We start from the raw sequence: 14,669 nt of genomic DNA, 5'->3' as shown, positions 1-14,669 counted from the left end.
CAGCCTATGCGTTCGGACGGCCCCGATGGGGACTGGCCTCGGACATGTCCGCGGGCAGCAGGATTCGGGGGGTGGCGGTGTCGCAGGCGTCCGCCGCGGCCTGCAGTTCGGTGCGCAGGTCCGCGACCTCGTTGCGGCGGATCTGCTGGTGTTCGCCGAGTTCGGTGGCCAGACGCAGCGTCGCCTCACTGAACCGGCGTGACTCCGCGGTCACCGTGGCGACGGTCCCGCGCGCGATCATCTCGATCTGCTCGGCGGCGTTCACTGATCACCCGCCAGTGCGAGGTCGGATTCCGGAAGCGTCGACGACGGGGGTGGTGCCGGAGAAGGCGGCATCGGCGCGTGACCTCCCAGCGCTTGGCCGGGTTGCCCGGACTTGGATATGACACCGGAATCTGTTGCCTGACCGGATGTTTCGTCAGGAACGGCCACTTCTGACTTCTGCGCCGTGAGTGTCAGCGGTACGTCTGCCGACATGTCGTTCGGGGTCTCGATGTCCTTCGGGGTCGGGTGCCCCACCGCCGACGCGTCGATGCCACCGCCGACGCCGTGGATGACGTCGTCACCGGTGTGCACCGCGACCGTACTGCCGCGGTCGCCGGGTTCGTACCCATCGGCCGTACCGCCCGCACCCGCCAGACCCGATTCCGCCCGCGCGTTCGACGGCGGTGACCAGGCGCCGACCGAGGTGGCCAGCTGTTCGAGGATGGCCGAGATCCCGGTGCGGGTGGAATCGGCCGTGGTGTGCAGAAGACGCACTCGAGCGCCGATGTCGGCGGCGACGACGGTCAGGGGCACCCGACCGGACAGGACGGCGGCGGGGAGTTCGCCCGGCGGGACACCGGCGATCAGCGGCGTGGACAGTCGCGCGACGGTCAGATACCAGGTGCGAAGGACCTGATCGATTCCCGACGCCGCCGCGGCCGTCGCGTCGGCGACCGAACGCAGAGCCTGCAGATCGGCCTCGGCGCGCCGCTGATGGTCGACGGCCAGGGTCATCGCCACCGCACCGGCACCCGACGACCAGGCGTGATCGAGTCGGACCTGCTGTTCGGGGAGCCGATGCCACAGATCGGCGACCACCCGGTGGACGGTCTGCAGGCGATGCGCATCGGCGGACAGCCGGGCCAGGTCGAGGGTCCCGACCTCACGCAGTGTGGTGCGAACGTCGTCGTCGGCGGGCACCGTCACCCCGATGGTGCGCCCGACGCCGAGAACCGTCACCAGGTCCTCCACACCCGCGACGGCCCGATCACGCAGCGCCGCAAGGGTTTCTGGCTCCCGAACCATCAGGACGCCGGCTCCGGATCGGCGGATGCGGCCACCACCCGGGCCGCCTCGGCATCCGCATCGGCGAGCGTCGCCAGGCCGTGGGCCAGGATGTCGGCCAGCCGGGCCGCCGATGCGGCCTGCGCGGCGAGGCCCTGTGCGAGCGCGCGGCCCATCTCGCCGACCCGTACGCCGAGGTTGTCGGCCACCGCGTGATCGGGCAGGTCGCCACACCCGCTACTGCTCCACGCACCGAAGTCGTGCGCGGTCAGGTCATCGGTGGCGGCCGTCAACACGTGCGACGCACGCCGGTAGAACGCGATCACCTCGGCCACCTCATCCGCATCGACCGCGACATTCGACGATTCCACGTGGTCCCCCTCCCGTCGTCAGACGATTGTGACCCACGATCCCCCATCTGTGCCGGAGGAATCCACAACTACCGGTACTTCAGTGCAGCAGGCCGTGCGCCCGGATGGCGTCGGTCAATGCGCTCGGACGCCCGGCGACCGGGACGTCGTGCACGAGTTCGAAGGCGCAGCCGATGCGCGTGGCACCGCCGTCGGCTTCGGCGCTGTCGCCGATCATCAGCGCGTCGTAGGCCGGCACGCCGAGCGGTTCGAGGGCGGCGCGGAAGATCCGTGGGTTGGGTTTGATGGCGCCGACCTCATACGACAGCGCGAAGGCACCGATCGTGTCGGAAAGTCCGTGCAGGGCAAAGACTTTCCGGAGATCAAAGGCGATGTTGCTGACCACGCCGACCGGCACCGATGCAGCGGCGAGTCCGGTGAGCACGGTGGTGGTGTCACCGAACGGCACCCACGAGTGCGGGTCGAGGACACGTTCGTAAAGCGATTCGGCGTGCCCGGGGGTACGCAGTCCGGATGCCCGGAGCACCGCGAGATAGGCGCGGCGATGCTGTTCGGGGTCGAGATCGCGGCGTTCCCAGGCGATCCGATCATCGTCGACGATGTCGGCGGGCAGCCCGACGGGCTGGGTCATCCGGCGCATCAGTTCGGCCTGGGCGTCGACGTGCAGTGGCTCACCATGCTCGTCGTGCAGGTCGGCGAACCACTCGTCACGAGCCTCGAACCGGAACAGGGTGCCGGAGAAGTCGAACAGGACGGCCTTCGGTGCGCCGCTCATCACCCGCGGCCTCAGGCACCCGCGGTGGCGACGACGTCGGCGACACGCGCCGCGATGGCGTGTGCCAGTTCGGCGGTCGGCGCTTCCACCATCACCCGTACGAGTTGTTCGGTTCCCGACGGCCGCAACAGGATTCGGCCCTGATCGCCGAGCTCGGCCGCCGCCGCGGTGACCGCCTCGGTCACCGAGACCGCCACGGCGACCGCGTGTTTGTCGGCCACCCGCACGTTGATCAGTTCCTGCGGCAACGTCGTCATGACGCCGGCCAGATCGGCCAGACGTGTGCCGCTCTCCACCATTTCGGCCATCAGCAGCAGACCGGTGAGGATGCCGTCGCCGGTGGTCCCGGAGCCGGGGACGACGATGTGCCCGGACTGTTCGCCGCCGAGTGAGTAGTCACCGCGGCGTAGTTCCTCGAGCACGTACCGATCGCCGACGGCGGTGGTGTGCAACGCGATTCCGGCCTCGCGCATGGCGATGTGCAGTCCGAGGTTGCTCATCACGGTGGCGACGAGGACACCGTCCCGCAGACGCCCGTGGCGATGCATGGCGCTCGCCAGGATCGCCATGATGTGGTCGCCGTCGACGAGTTGGCCGGTCGAGTCGACGGCCAGGCAGCGGTCGGCGTCACCGTCGTGGGCCAGGCCGAGGTCGGCGCCGTGCTCGAGCACGGCAGCCTGCAGCTTACCCATGTGGGTGGAGCCGCAGTCCTCGTTGATGTTGATGCCGTCGGGATCGGCGTGGATCGGGATGACCGTGGCACCCGCGGCGGCGTAGACGTGCGGCGCCACATGTGAGGCGGCGCCGTGCGCGCAGTCGACGACGACGGTCAGCGCGTCGAGTCGCACATCGATCGCGGCGGCGAGGTGACGGGCGTAGCGGTCCTGGGCGTCCGGCGCGTCGGACAGTCGACCCACGCCGGCACCGGTCGGGCGCGGCAGGTCACCGTTCATCGCGGCCTCGATGCGATCCTCGATCTCGTCGTCGAGTTTGTGTCCGCCGGCGCCGAAGAACTTGATGCCGTTGTCGGGCATGGGGTTGTGCGATGCGGAGATCATCACACCGAAGGCGGCGCCGTAGTCGGCGGTCAGGAATGCGATCGCCGGGGTGGGCAGCACACCCACCCGGATCGCGTCGACGCCGGAGGCGGCCAGTCCCGCGCAGACCGCGGCCTCGAGCATCTCGCTGGAGGCGCGGGGATCGCGACCCACCACCGCGCGGGGGCGTGGGCCGGTACCGAGAACGAACGCGGCGGCCGAGGCCAGGCGCAACGCGAGCTCGGAGGTGAGCTCGGCGTTGGCCAGGCCTCGGACGCCGTCGGTTCCGAAGAGGCGTGCCAAGTCAGCGCTTGGAGTACTGCGACGCCTTGCGGGCCTTCTTCAGGCCGTACTTCTTGCGCTCGACCGCACGCGGGTCACGCGTCAGGAAGCCGGCCTTCTTGAGGGCCGGGCGATCCTCCGGGGTGACCTCGATGAGGGCACGGGCGATGGCCAGACGCAGCGCACCGGCCTGGCCCGAGGGGCCGCCACCGACGAGCTTGGCGTAGATGTCGAACGACTCGGTGCGCTCGACGGTGACCAGCGGGGCCTTGATCAGCTGCTGGTGCACCTTGTTCGGGAAGTACTCCTCGATGGTGCGGCCGTTGAGGGTGAACTGGCCCGAACCGGGAACCAGACGCACCCGCACCACGGCCTCCTTGCGGCGGCCGACGGTCTGGATCGGGCGGTCGATGACGACCGGCGCACGATCCACGGCCGACTCGGCGACGACATCGGTGTCGGCGTCGTAGTCGTCGGAAGCGGCCTCGACCTCTTCGACGGCCTCGACGGCCCGCTCGACGGCGGTCTCGGCGGCAGCGGTGTCGTCACCGGCAGCGGCCTGGGCCTCGGCGGCATTCTCCACGGCGGCCTCGACGGCCTCGTCGGAAATGTTCTCGTTGGTCACTGGGCCACCTGCTTGATCTCGAAGGGGACGGGCCGCTGCGCGGCGTGGGGGTGATTCGGGCCGGCGTACACCTTGAGCTTTGACGCCATCGCGCGTCCCAGCTTGGTGTGCGGCAGCATGCCCTTGATGGCCTTCTCGACCACGCGCTCGGGGTTGGATTCGAGCAGCTCGGCGGTCGTCTGGACCTTCAGGCCACCCGGATGCCCGGAGTGCCGGTAGTTCAGCTTGCGCTCGGCCTTGTTGCTGGTCAGGGCGACCTTGTCGGCATTGATGATGACGACGAAATCGCCACCGTCGACATGCGGGGCGTAGGTCGGCTTGTGCTTGCCGCGGAGCAGGTTCGCGCTCTGCACGGCCAGCCGGCCGAGCACCACGTCGGTGGCGTCGATGACATGCCACGTGCGTGTGATGTCACCGGCCTTCGGGGTGTAGGTAGGCACAGTTGGTCCTCAACTTGTCTGTGATCGGTGCTGGTCAGGCACGATGGCAGAGGTTGTTCCGGCGACCAGTGGGGACCCGGGCCTCGACTACCCGCATACCACGACGGCATGAGGGTGCCACGCACCAGCGATCCAGAGTACGGGAGCGGGCCCATCAGGGTCAAAACGCCGTCTGAGCTGGCCGGTAAGGGCACCAGAGCGGGAACTATCGGGCGGCGATCCGGGCCGATTCAACCGCCTGCACGCAGGGCCCGTCCACCGATTGGCCGCCGGTGCCCGCCTGACATCCGATGCTGACCTGAAGATCATGTTCGACCAGGACGTACCAGCGGATCGGTGCGCCGGACGCCGGTGCCTCGCGGTAACTGATCACATCCCGGCCGGCGAACCGGGTCGAGGGCGAGAACTCGCTGACCACGTCGTCGCCGCGCTGTCCGATCCGGTTACCCATGCTCACGCCCACCGACGCCGGTGTCGATCCGGCGCGGACCGGCGATTGCACGAGGATGAGCCGGGCGCCGTCGTCGGGGGCGACGAAGACGGTGCGTGACTGGGATGGTGACCGGGTCGTCGGTGACGCCGGCGCCGAGCCCGTTGCCGGCGGGTCGTCGCGGTGCCAGGCGGATGGGATCAGCATCGACGTGCGGCCCACCGTGACGGCCAGCGGTGCGGGCGGTGGTGATTCGTCGGTCTGGACGAGCCCCACCAGCCCGGCGACCGCGACGACGATCACCGCGGCCATCGCCGCGGCGGCCCAGGCCCACCGCCGTCGACCGGCGCGAGAGATACTCGGCATCGGCTCCGCCGCGGCGTCGGCCCAGGCCAGGTCGGTGGCGGCGGATCCCGCCGAGCCGGCCGTCGACGGCTGCCGGGTGACCAGGCGCCGGTCGACCCGCACCACCCGACCGGCGACGGTGTGTTCGGTGATGGTGTCGACTGCTCGGGTCACCTCGGCCGCGGTGGCCCCGTCGACGAACACGGCTTCGACACCGTCGTCGATCACCGCCGCGACCGCGGCGGAATCGGTCGCGTCGCCGACCGCGCGCAGGATGCCGCTCGCCTCGATCTCCCACCCGGTCGGGATGCGGCGCAACCGCTGCACGTCCCACCGGGGAGAGCGGCGCCCGTCGTCATGGTCGGGAAGGGCAGTCGTCTCCACGACCGCGCACCGCGAGACGGTGACGTCGGCGTGGGTGCGGGCGATCTGCACCGCGCGGGGCAGCACGTCGATGTCGGTCGGCACCATCGCCGCGGCGCTGCGAAGCACCCCGGTGCGCACAGATCCCCAGGTGCTGGGGTGGGTGAGGATCAGTGGAGTCCATCCGACCGACTCGGCGATCGCCGCAATCACCGCCGCCCACCGCGCCGGGGTCGGCGCGGCGACACCGTCGACGACGATCGTGTCGGCGTCGATGGCGTTGAGCAGCGCGGACACATCCGGGCCCGCCCCCGCATCGCCGAGGACCACCTGTCCGAAGGCGAGGTCGACGACGGTCGCCCGCCGGGACACCACCGGCGCCGGCGGATCGGCTCGCGATGGCGCCGTCGTCGCGGTCACGAGGACACCTGATCGGAGATGCCGACCTGGATCATCTCCGCCGGCCGGCTGCGTGAGATCAGTTCACCGCGCCCGGGAACGAGTCGCTGCAATCGCGAGCGTCCGGTGATGTAGCCCTCGTCCCGGTCACCGCTCATCAGCAACATGTCGCAGGACAGGTCGCGCAACCGGGCGATCACCGGATCGAACATCGCCCGCCCCAGGCCGCCGGATCGGCGTGCGAGAACGATGTGCATCCCGATGTCACGGGCGTGGGAGGCCAGATCCAGCAGGGGCAGCATCGGATTCGCAGACGACGTCGCGACCATGTCGTAGTCGTCGACGATGACGTAGACGTCCGGGCCCGACCACCAGCTGCGGTCCTTGAGCGCATCCACCGTGATGTCCTCGGGTGGAAGGCGCTGGGTGAAGTAGCCGGCCAGTTGGCGCATCATGGCCGTGGCGTTGTCGTTGGAGCTGGCATAGCCGGCGAGATGGTCACCGGAGATCAGGCCGAGCATCGTCCGCCGGTAGTCGACCAGCACGATCTTCACCTGTTCGGGTGTCGAACCCGAAACCAGGCCGGCCACAATGGTTCTCAGCAGCGTCGTCTTGCCGTGCTCGACGTCGGCAAACACCATGAAGTGCGGCTGTGCGGCGAAATCCAGTATCACCGGTGCCAATTCGAGTTCGCCGAGGCCGATGGCCACCTGAGTGACCGGCAGTGATCCCCGTTCGGCCGTGACGCGTTCGGCAACGTGGGACATCAGGATCTCGGTGCCCAGCGTGCGTACCCGCATCGCCCGACGGTCACCGTAGGCCAGCGAGATGGCGTCGATCGCCATCTGCGCACCGACCGGGAGCGACGCGGGCGAAGAGTCACCATCGAGCCGCGGCAGCGCCACCAGCAGGTGCATCTCGTCCGGGCTCAGACCGCGGCCCGGGCGGTTGTGCGGAACAAGTGCGGCGGCCCGGCGCCCGACCTCGGAATCCATCGCATCACCGAGCCGCAGTTCGAGACGACTTCCGATGAGGTCACGCATCGCCGGCCGGACCTCGGCCCACCTGGTGGCCGTGATCACCAGGTGGACACCGTAGGACAGCCCCTGCGCGGCGATCATGGAGATCTGCTCCTCGAGGAATTCCATCTCGCCGCGCAGCACGCCGACGCCGTCGAGCACCAGGAAGACGTCGCCGTGCGGGTCGTCGGCGAGCGGATCGTCAGGGTCGGTCCGTCCGGTGCCCGCCCAGGCGGCCCGGCGCTGTCGATAATCCTGCATCGACTCCAGACCGACCCGCGCGAAACGCAATTCGCGGGCCCGGACGACTGCGGCCACCTCGGCGACGGTGCGACGAACCGCATCCATGTCGGCGCGCGTGGCCACCGACCCGACGTGCGGGAGCCCCGCCACCCCGGCGAGCGAACCACCACCGAAATCGAGGCAGTAGAACTGCACCTGCTCGGGTGTGTGCGTGGCCGCCGCGGCCACGATCAACGTGCGCAGTGCCGTCGACTTGCCCGACTGCGGTCCACCCACGATCGCGACATTGCCTGCGGCCGCGGACAGATCGAGGACGTGCACGTCCCGCCGCTGATCGAAGGGTCGGTCGATGATGCCGATCGGCACCCGCAGTGCGCCCGGCGGTGCGGGCGCGGAGTAGTCGCGGTCGCCGACGAGTGCGTCCACGGTGGGCGAGGAGTCCAGGGGCGGCAGCCAGACCTCGTGAGCCGGCGGACCGAATCCGACGATACGTCCCACCAGCGTCTGCAGCAGCGTGGGCACCGTCACCGACCCACCGTGCCGCGCAGCAGGATTCGGCACTCCGGCACCGAGCTCCAGATGATCGGGCACCGGCGTCGCCGGTGGGGTCTCCTCGAGCAACGCGGCCGCATTGTCGAGGACCGAACCCACCACCGGCGCACTCTCGGGTGGCGGCGGCCCATCCAAGGGCACAGGTAGCGCGGTGAAGACCTTCATGCGGGCGCGGGGAGCCCGTCCGTCGATCGCACCGAACTCGTCGGGCGAGCCGAGCGCCGGTGGGTGATACGGACCCGACACATAGGAGGTGTTGAAGCGGACCGGTTCACCGGAGTCGGCCTTGAGATATGCCGAACCCGGCACGCTCGGCAGATGATAGGCGTCCGGAACGCCGAGCACCGATCGTGACTCGTTGGCCGAGAAGGTCTTCAGTCCGATCCGATACGACAGGTGCGAATCGAGCCCACGGAGTTTCCCCTCCTCCAACCGCTGCGAGGCCAGCAGCAGATGGATGTGCAGGGACCGTCCCAGACGGCCGATCGCGACGAACAGCTCAGCGAAATCCGGCTTCTGAGAGAGCAATTCGGAGAACTCATCGACGACGATGAACAACGCCGGAAGCGGTTCGAGGGGCGCCCCGGCCAGCCGGGCCTGTTCGTACTCGGTGACGTTGGCGAAATTCCCCGCCGAGCGCAGCACCTCCTGCCTGCGGTTCATCTCCCCCGAGAGGGCATCCTTCATCCGATCGACCATCGCCAGCTCCTGCTCCAGGTTGGTGATGATCGCCGCCACGTGCGGGCTTCGCTCCAGACCCAGAAAGGTTGCGCCACCCTTGAAGTCGACGAGAACGAGATTGAGCTCGGCGGGTGAGTGGGTGGCCAGCAGGGCCACCACGAGGGTCCGCAGGAACTCCGATTTCCCCGAGCCCGTCGCGCCGATGCACAGGCCGTGCGGCCCGGTACCGCCGTGGGCGCTCTCCTTGATGTCGAGTTCGACGGTCGAGCCGTTCGGGGTGTAGCCGATGGGCACCCGAAGTCGTTCCCGCCCGGATCGTCCGCGCCAGCCCGACGCCGGATCGAATCGCGACACATCGTCGATGCCGAGCAGCGCGGGCAGACCCGGGTCGACGGCGGTGGCCTCCGCGTCGAGGCTGGCGATGCTGGCCGCCGACGCGAGGCGGTAGCGCGCCAGACGTCGGGCGACGGCCTCACACTCGGCGATCGACAACGCGTCCCTCGTAGCGAACTCCTCGACGCCGAATGCACTCCGCGCGGACACCGTGCCATCTCGAACCACCAGGGACAGACCACGTCTGGCGGCCAGACCGTCGGCGGGCGCCGTGAGATCGACGACGGTGACACCTTCCATCCCGGCATCGTTGATCAGCCGTTCGCCGCCCTCGATGAGACCATCGTCGATGATGACGACGAGGTGGGGCCGGCCCGGGGTGGGTGGCGCCGAGCGGCTGAACCGGCCACGCTCGGACAGGTCGGTGGCCAGCGCGAGCTCCAGATCGCCCAGGCTCGGGAAGATCATCCGCATCGGACCGATGGCGTCGGCCAGACGCGGATGACCCACGTGCGGGAGCCATTTGGCCCAATCCCATGCCTCGCCGACCGGATCGGCAGTGACCACGGCCACCCGCAGGTGATCCGGACCGTGGAAGACACACAGTTCGATCACCATGGCCCGCACCAGGTCCCGGGTATCCTGCCGGGCACCCTCGATGTTGAGGGCCGGGAAACCCCGCAGCGACACCGCCGTCGGCAGCCGGTGGACCGCCGAATGGGTACGGACGAACCGGCGCAACGCCACCATCGACACCGGTTCGATGTCCTCGAGCGGCCCGGTCTCCGGCGGGACCAGTCGCGTCGCCAACCGTTGCGTGCCGACACCGACACGGACGTGGGCGAAGTCGCTGTCGGTGGGACGCCGCTCCCACATCCGCCGGCCACCGATGACCTCGGCCAGCGACCGCGGGTCGGGATGGCTCCAGGACAACGCCACGCGCTGGGCTCGGGCGGTCTCGTCGACCTGGCCCCGCAGTTGCGCCAGATACCGGAAGTAGTCCTTGCGTTCCTCGTTGAGTTCGGCCGCCTTCTTCCCACCGCTACGTCCGCCGGCCGCGAACATCCCGAACATCGACATCAGCATCATCAGGGGAAACATCATGAACAGGGGGTTGGAGACGATATTGCGTCCACCGGTGGCGAACATCAGTCCGACCATGCCCAACACCGCAACGATCATGACCACCGGCAACAGCTTGACCAGCAGGTTGCCGGGCACCACGCGGGGCACGTCCGGTGGTTGCGCGATGTTGAGTTCACCACCGGGCATGCGGGGTGGCGTGATACGCGGTCGCCGCACGAAGCCGTCCGTGAGCACCAACCAACTCCCCCTCGTCAGTCCACCCGTGCCGACCATCTCCGCGCCGTCGTGACGGGTCGGGTTATCCACCGCCGGCAGTGGCCCGGGTCACCCGGACCGTGATGTCCGGTTATGGTAACTGCGAACCAGCGGGGAGGTAGCGGTAGATGTCACTTGTGGATACACGATCAACGGGGCACCCGGTCCCATCGATACCGCCGGATTCCGCACCGTCGGCGGACACCCCCACAGTCGAGCCCACGATGGTGCGGGTGTCGGTGCTCGGTGGCAACACCCAGATGGACGTGGCACTCCCGGCCGGTGTGCCCATCGCCGCGCTGATGACCGATCTCATCGCCCACATCGAATCCCGCAATCCCCGGCGCAGCCGGAGCGACGACCCGGATGGCGAAGCGGCGTCGGAGGGTTCGCGACCCGACGATCACCGTCACCGGTGGACCCTGTCGCACATCGGCCGACACCCACTGCCCCTCGAGCGGACGCTGGCGGAGTGCGGGGTCCGCCACGGCGACCTGCTGGTGATCTCCCGGCTGCGTACCGGCGAGGCACCGGTCCTCTACGACGACGTCGTCGACGCGGTCGCGCGGCTCAACGAGTCGCATTTCGCCAACTGGTCTGCACGTGCCGCCCGGATCCTCGGTTTCTCCGCGACGATCCTCGCGTCGCTGGTCGCCGCGGTGAGCCTGTGCGGCATGCGTGCCGAGCACAGTGACTGGTGGCCGGCGATCCCGGCCGCGCTCTGCGCCGTCGCACTGATCACCGCATCGACGATCGTGGCGCGTCATCGTCGTGACGGAGCCACCGCCGCGGCGTTGTCGGCGGCCGCGATCCCGCCCGCGTTCGCGGCCGGGATGCTGGGCGTGCCCGGCACTTTCGGCTCCGCCGGAGTGAGCTTGGGGTTCGCCAGCGCACTAGTGTGTGCGGTGATCTCCTATCGATGTTCGGCCGCCGGGCCGGTGATCCACAGCGCGGCCATCACGGCGTCGATACTGGGTGGTGGTGCCTGTGTCGCCGATCTGCTCCTCACCGCGCCCGGTGGTGACGTGGCGGCGGTGACCGCGGTGGTCGGCCTGGTGGTGATCGGCCTGGCGCCACGGCTGACCATCGTGCTCGCCAAACTGCCGCTTCCGCCCGTGCCGACGGCCGGGGCGCCCATCGACATCGACGACGCGGAGCCACCCCCGAGCATCGAGGGGATCGGCGCGATCGGCGCCATCGCCCTACCCAAAACCGATGCACTGGAACGTCGTTCGTACCTGGCGAACGCCTACCTCACCGGGATCGTCGCCGGATCGACGGTGATAACGGCGGTCGCCGCCGTTGTGACGGCCACCCCGTGGACCGGAATCGACTGGCGGTCGATGTCGCTGGCGATGATCGTCGCCGTCGTACTGTGCCTGCGCGGGCGGTCGCACTCCGATCTCGCGCAGGCCGCCACCCTGATCGCCGGCGGGTGTCTGACACTGGCAACAATCGTCGCGTCGTGGGCGCTGGGCCCGGGGATGTGGCCGCTCGTTGGTTTCGCCGTGGGTGTCCTCGCCATGATCGTCGCCATGATCGGCGGGGTTGTGGCTCCGCGACACGCGTTTTCGCCGGTGATGCGTCGGCTGGCGGAGCTCGCCGAGTATGCGCTGATCGCCGTGATCGTGCCGTTGCTGGCATGGATTCTCGACCTGTATCAGACCGTCCGGAATCTGTGAGATGACCTCGGACACCGCGCTGGGTACCCGGCGTGTCCTGGCCGCAGCGCTCACCGCGGTGATTGTCGCACTGGGCGGCGCGTCCCCGGCGACGGCGCTGACACCACCGGTCATCGACGTGGGTGCACTCGTGCGTTCGGCGCCGGTGGCACCGCCGGAACGCACCGAACAGCGGACCCTCTGCGCGCGGCCTCTCACCGCACCGTCCCCCACCCGGGTCTCGCCCGCGCAGCAGATGATGAATCTCGATGACGCGTGGCGGTTCTCCCGGGGCGCCGGGCAGCGCGTCGCGGTGATCGACACGGGTGTGTCGCCGCACCCGCGCCTGTCACGACTCCGGGGCGGCGGCGATTACGTGTCGTCCGGCGACGGCCTGTCCGACTGCGACGCGCACGGGACGCTGGTCGCCGGAATCATCGGCGCCGCACCGTCATCCGACGACGCCTTCGTCGGGGTCGCGCCCGATGCCTCGATCATCTCAATCCGGCAGTCGAGCGCGGCATTCGACGCCGCCGACCGCCGGCGGGAGGACTCCGATCCCGCGGTCGGCGGTGGCTACGGGTCCGTGTCGACACTGGCGAACGCGGTTGTGCGGGCGGTCGATCTCGGTGCCACGGTCATCAACATCTCCGAGGTGGCCTGTTCGTCCGCCGGCGATCGTCCCGCCGATCGAGCACTGGGCGCGGCCGTCCGCCACGCCTATGAACGCAATGTGGTGGTGGTCGTCGCCGCGGGCAATCTGTCACAGGGATCGGCCTGCGCACAACAGAATCCGCCGCCGGATCCCGCCGACACCGCGGGCTGGGGTTCGGTGGTGACCGTGGCGAGCCCCGCCTGGTTCTCCCCGTACGTACTCACCGTCGGCGCGGTGGACGCCGGTTCGGGTACCCCGAGTTCCTTCAGCCTCCACGGTCCGTGGGTCGACGTCGCCGCCCCGGGGACCGACATCGTCAGCCTCGACAGCACCCCGCGCAGTTCCGCGCTGGTGAATGCCCTGCGCAGCGACTCCGGCCCGGTCCCGGTGCTGGGCACCAGCTTTGCCGCGCCCTACGTCGCCGGGACCGCCGCGCTGATCCGCGCCCGCTACCCGCAGCTGTCGGCGGGACAGGTGATGGACCGCATCATCGCCACCGCCCACGCCCCCGGGACCGGACACGATCAGGCCATCGGTTACGGCGTCATCGATCCGGTGGCAGCCCTCACCGCCGAGCTCGGTCCCGCCACCGAGGCGGTCTCCTCGACGCCGATCGGGGCCCCGGCTGCCCCGCCGGCCACCGACCACACCGCCCGCAACGTCGCCCTGATCGGCGTGGCGGCGGCCGTCGCGCTCGTGATCGCGGTACTCGCGCTGTCGTTACCGCATCGTCGCGTCCGCCGACTCGAACCCGACGAGTACTGAGCGGCCGGCTCCCGAAGCTGCGCGCGCAAATCCCATCTGCACGGAATGCATTGCGTGCAGATGGGAGTTGAGCATGCAGATGGCCGAGCTGGTCAGGGAGGTCAGCGCGCCGTCCGCGCCGGCCGCAGCTCCCGCGGCAACGCGAAGGTGAGGGTCTCCTCGGCGGTGGTGACCTTCTCCACGGAGTCGAATCCGTACTCGGACAGGAAGTCGATGACGCCGCGCACCAGCACCTCGGGCACCGACGCCCCGGAGGTGATGCCGACGGTGCTGACACCCTCGAGCCACGACGGATCGATCTCGCGGGCGTAGTCGACCAGATACGACGCGGCCGCCCCGTTCTGCAGGGCCACCTCCACCAAACGCACCGAGTTCGACGAGTTCTTCGACCCGACCACGATCACCAGGTCGCACTGCGGGGCCATCGCCTTCACCGCGACCTGGCGATTCTGGGTGGCGTAGCAGATGTCGTCGCTCGGCGGGTCATTGAGTTCCGGGAAACGTTCGCGCAGGCGCCGGACGGTTTCCATCGTCTCGTCCACCGACAGCGTGGTCTGCGACAGCCAGATCACCTTGGACTCGTCACGCACGGTCACCTTGTCCACCGCGTCGGGGCCGTCGACGAGCTGGATGTGCTCGGGTGCCTCACCGGCGGTGCCCTCGACCTCCTCGTGGCCCTCGTGACCGATGAGCAGGATGTCGTAATCGTCGCGGGCGAATCGCTTGGCCTCCTGGTGCACCTTCGTGACCAGCGGACATGTCGCGTCGATGGTCTTCAGGTTGCGCACCGCGGCGGTGCGGTGGACCTCCGGGGACACACCGTGCGCGGAGAACACGACGATCGCCCCCTCGGGCACCTCGTCGGTCTCCCCGACGAAGATCGCGCCGCGTTCGGCCAGCGTGTCGACGACGTGCCGGTTGTGCACGATCTCTTTGCGGACGTAGACGGGAGCCCCGTGTTTGTCGAGGGCACGCTCGACGGTCTCCACGGCCCGGTCGACGCCGGCACAGTACCCCCGCGGTTCGGCGAGCAGGACGCGCTTGGGTTCAGACATGCCTCCCAGGGTACGTGTTGGCCGCCAC

The 14,669-nt window shown here is 69.4% G+C and carries 12 protein-coding genes; 2 read left to right on the top strand and 10 right to left on the bottom strand.

The window, feature by feature from the left end:
• Nucleotides 1–4 precede the first annotated feature (4 nt).
• The 9 genes from ACWDPV_RS15095 to eccCa form a co-directional block, all read right to left on the bottom strand.
• On the bottom strand, nucleotides 5–265 hold the full coding sequence (locus ACWDPV_RS15095; protein WP_449743638.1) for a hypothetical protein: 261 nt from the start codon (nucleotides 263–265) through the stop codon (nucleotides 5–7).
• Complete coding sequence (locus ACWDPV_RS15090; RefSeq protein WP_449743637.1) at nucleotides 262–1,290, bottom strand: hypothetical protein; 1,029 nt, start codon at nucleotides 1,288–1,290, stop codon at nucleotides 262–264. The genes ACWDPV_RS15095 and ACWDPV_RS15090 overlap by 4 nt, the downstream gene beginning before the upstream one ends.
• Entirely contained in the window at nucleotides 1,290–1,640 is a 351-nt protein-coding gene (locus ACWDPV_RS15085) for a hypothetical protein (protein ID WP_449743636.1), read from the bottom strand. The genes ACWDPV_RS15090 and ACWDPV_RS15085 overlap by 1 nt, the downstream gene beginning before the upstream one ends.
• A 79-nt stretch (nucleotides 1,641–1,719) precedes the next feature.
• Entirely contained in the window at nucleotides 1,720–2,415 is a 696-nt protein-coding gene (locus ACWDPV_RS15080) for an HAD family hydrolase (RefSeq protein WP_449743635.1), read from the bottom strand.
• A gap of 11 nt (nucleotides 2,416–2,426) precedes the next feature.
• Complete coding sequence (gene glmM / locus ACWDPV_RS15075) at nucleotides 2,427–3,755, bottom strand: phosphoglucosamine mutase (RefSeq protein ID WP_449743634.1); 1,329 nt, start codon at nucleotides 3,753–3,755, stop codon at nucleotides 2,427–2,429.
• A gap of 1 nt (nucleotide 3,756) precedes the next feature.
• Nucleotides 3,757–4,359: a 30S ribosomal protein S9 gene (gene rpsI, locus ACWDPV_RS15070; RefSeq protein ID WP_449743633.1), complete on the bottom strand. Its 603-nt coding sequence runs from the start codon at nucleotides 4,357–4,359 to the stop codon at nucleotides 3,757–3,759.
• A complete protein-coding gene (gene rplM / locus ACWDPV_RS15065) occupies nucleotides 4,356–4,799 on the bottom strand; it encodes a 50S ribosomal protein L13 (RefSeq protein WP_348802675.1) in 444 nt (147 codons plus the stop codon). The genes rpsI and rplM overlap by 4 nt, the downstream gene beginning before the upstream one ends.
• Before the next feature lie 205 nt (nucleotides 4,800–5,004).
• Nucleotides 5,005–6,357 carry a type VII secretion-associated protein gene (locus ACWDPV_RS15060; RefSeq protein ID WP_449743632.1) on the bottom strand — a complete coding sequence of 451 codons (1,353 nt, stop codon included), beginning with the start codon at nucleotides 6,355–6,357 and terminating at the stop codon, nucleotides 5,005–5,007.
• Nucleotides 6,354–10,436 (bottom strand): type VII secretion protein EccCa, encoded by a 4,083-nt coding sequence (eccCa, locus tag ACWDPV_RS15055; RefSeq protein ID WP_449743631.1) that lies wholly within the window; start codon nucleotides 10,434–10,436, stop codon nucleotides 6,354–6,356. Before eccCa ends, ACWDPV_RS15060 begins: the two co-directional genes overlap by 4 nt.
• Before the next feature lie 197 nt (nucleotides 10,437–10,633).
• On the opposite strand from eccCa, the gene eccD reads away from it, so the two are divergent.
• Nucleotides 10,634–12,187 carry a type VII secretion integral membrane protein EccD gene (gene eccD, locus ACWDPV_RS15050; RefSeq protein ID WP_449743630.1) on the top strand — a complete coding sequence of 518 codons (1,554 nt, stop codon included), beginning with the start codon at nucleotides 10,634–10,636 and terminating at the stop codon, nucleotides 12,185–12,187.
• A 1-nt stretch (nucleotide 12,188) separates the two neighbouring features.
• On the top strand, nucleotides 12,189–13,586 hold the full coding sequence (mycP, locus tag ACWDPV_RS15045; RefSeq protein ID WP_449743629.1) for a type VII secretion-associated serine protease mycosin: 1,398 nt from the start codon (nucleotides 12,189–12,191) through the stop codon (nucleotides 13,584–13,586).
• A 101-nt stretch (nucleotides 13,587–13,687) separates the two neighbouring features.
• Here mycP and ACWDPV_RS15040 read toward each other — a convergent pair whose 3' ends face one another.
• Nucleotides 13,688–14,641, bottom strand: a complete 954-nt coding sequence (locus ACWDPV_RS15040) for a 4-hydroxy-3-methylbut-2-enyl diphosphate reductase (protein WP_348802678.1) — start codon at nucleotides 14,639–14,641, stop codon at nucleotides 13,688–13,690.
• Nucleotides 14,642–14,669: the final 28 nt, after the last annotated feature.

The organism is Gordonia sp. NPDC003504, assembly GCF_053587995.1.
This window is presented reverse-complemented; position numbering and strand designations above follow the sequence as displayed.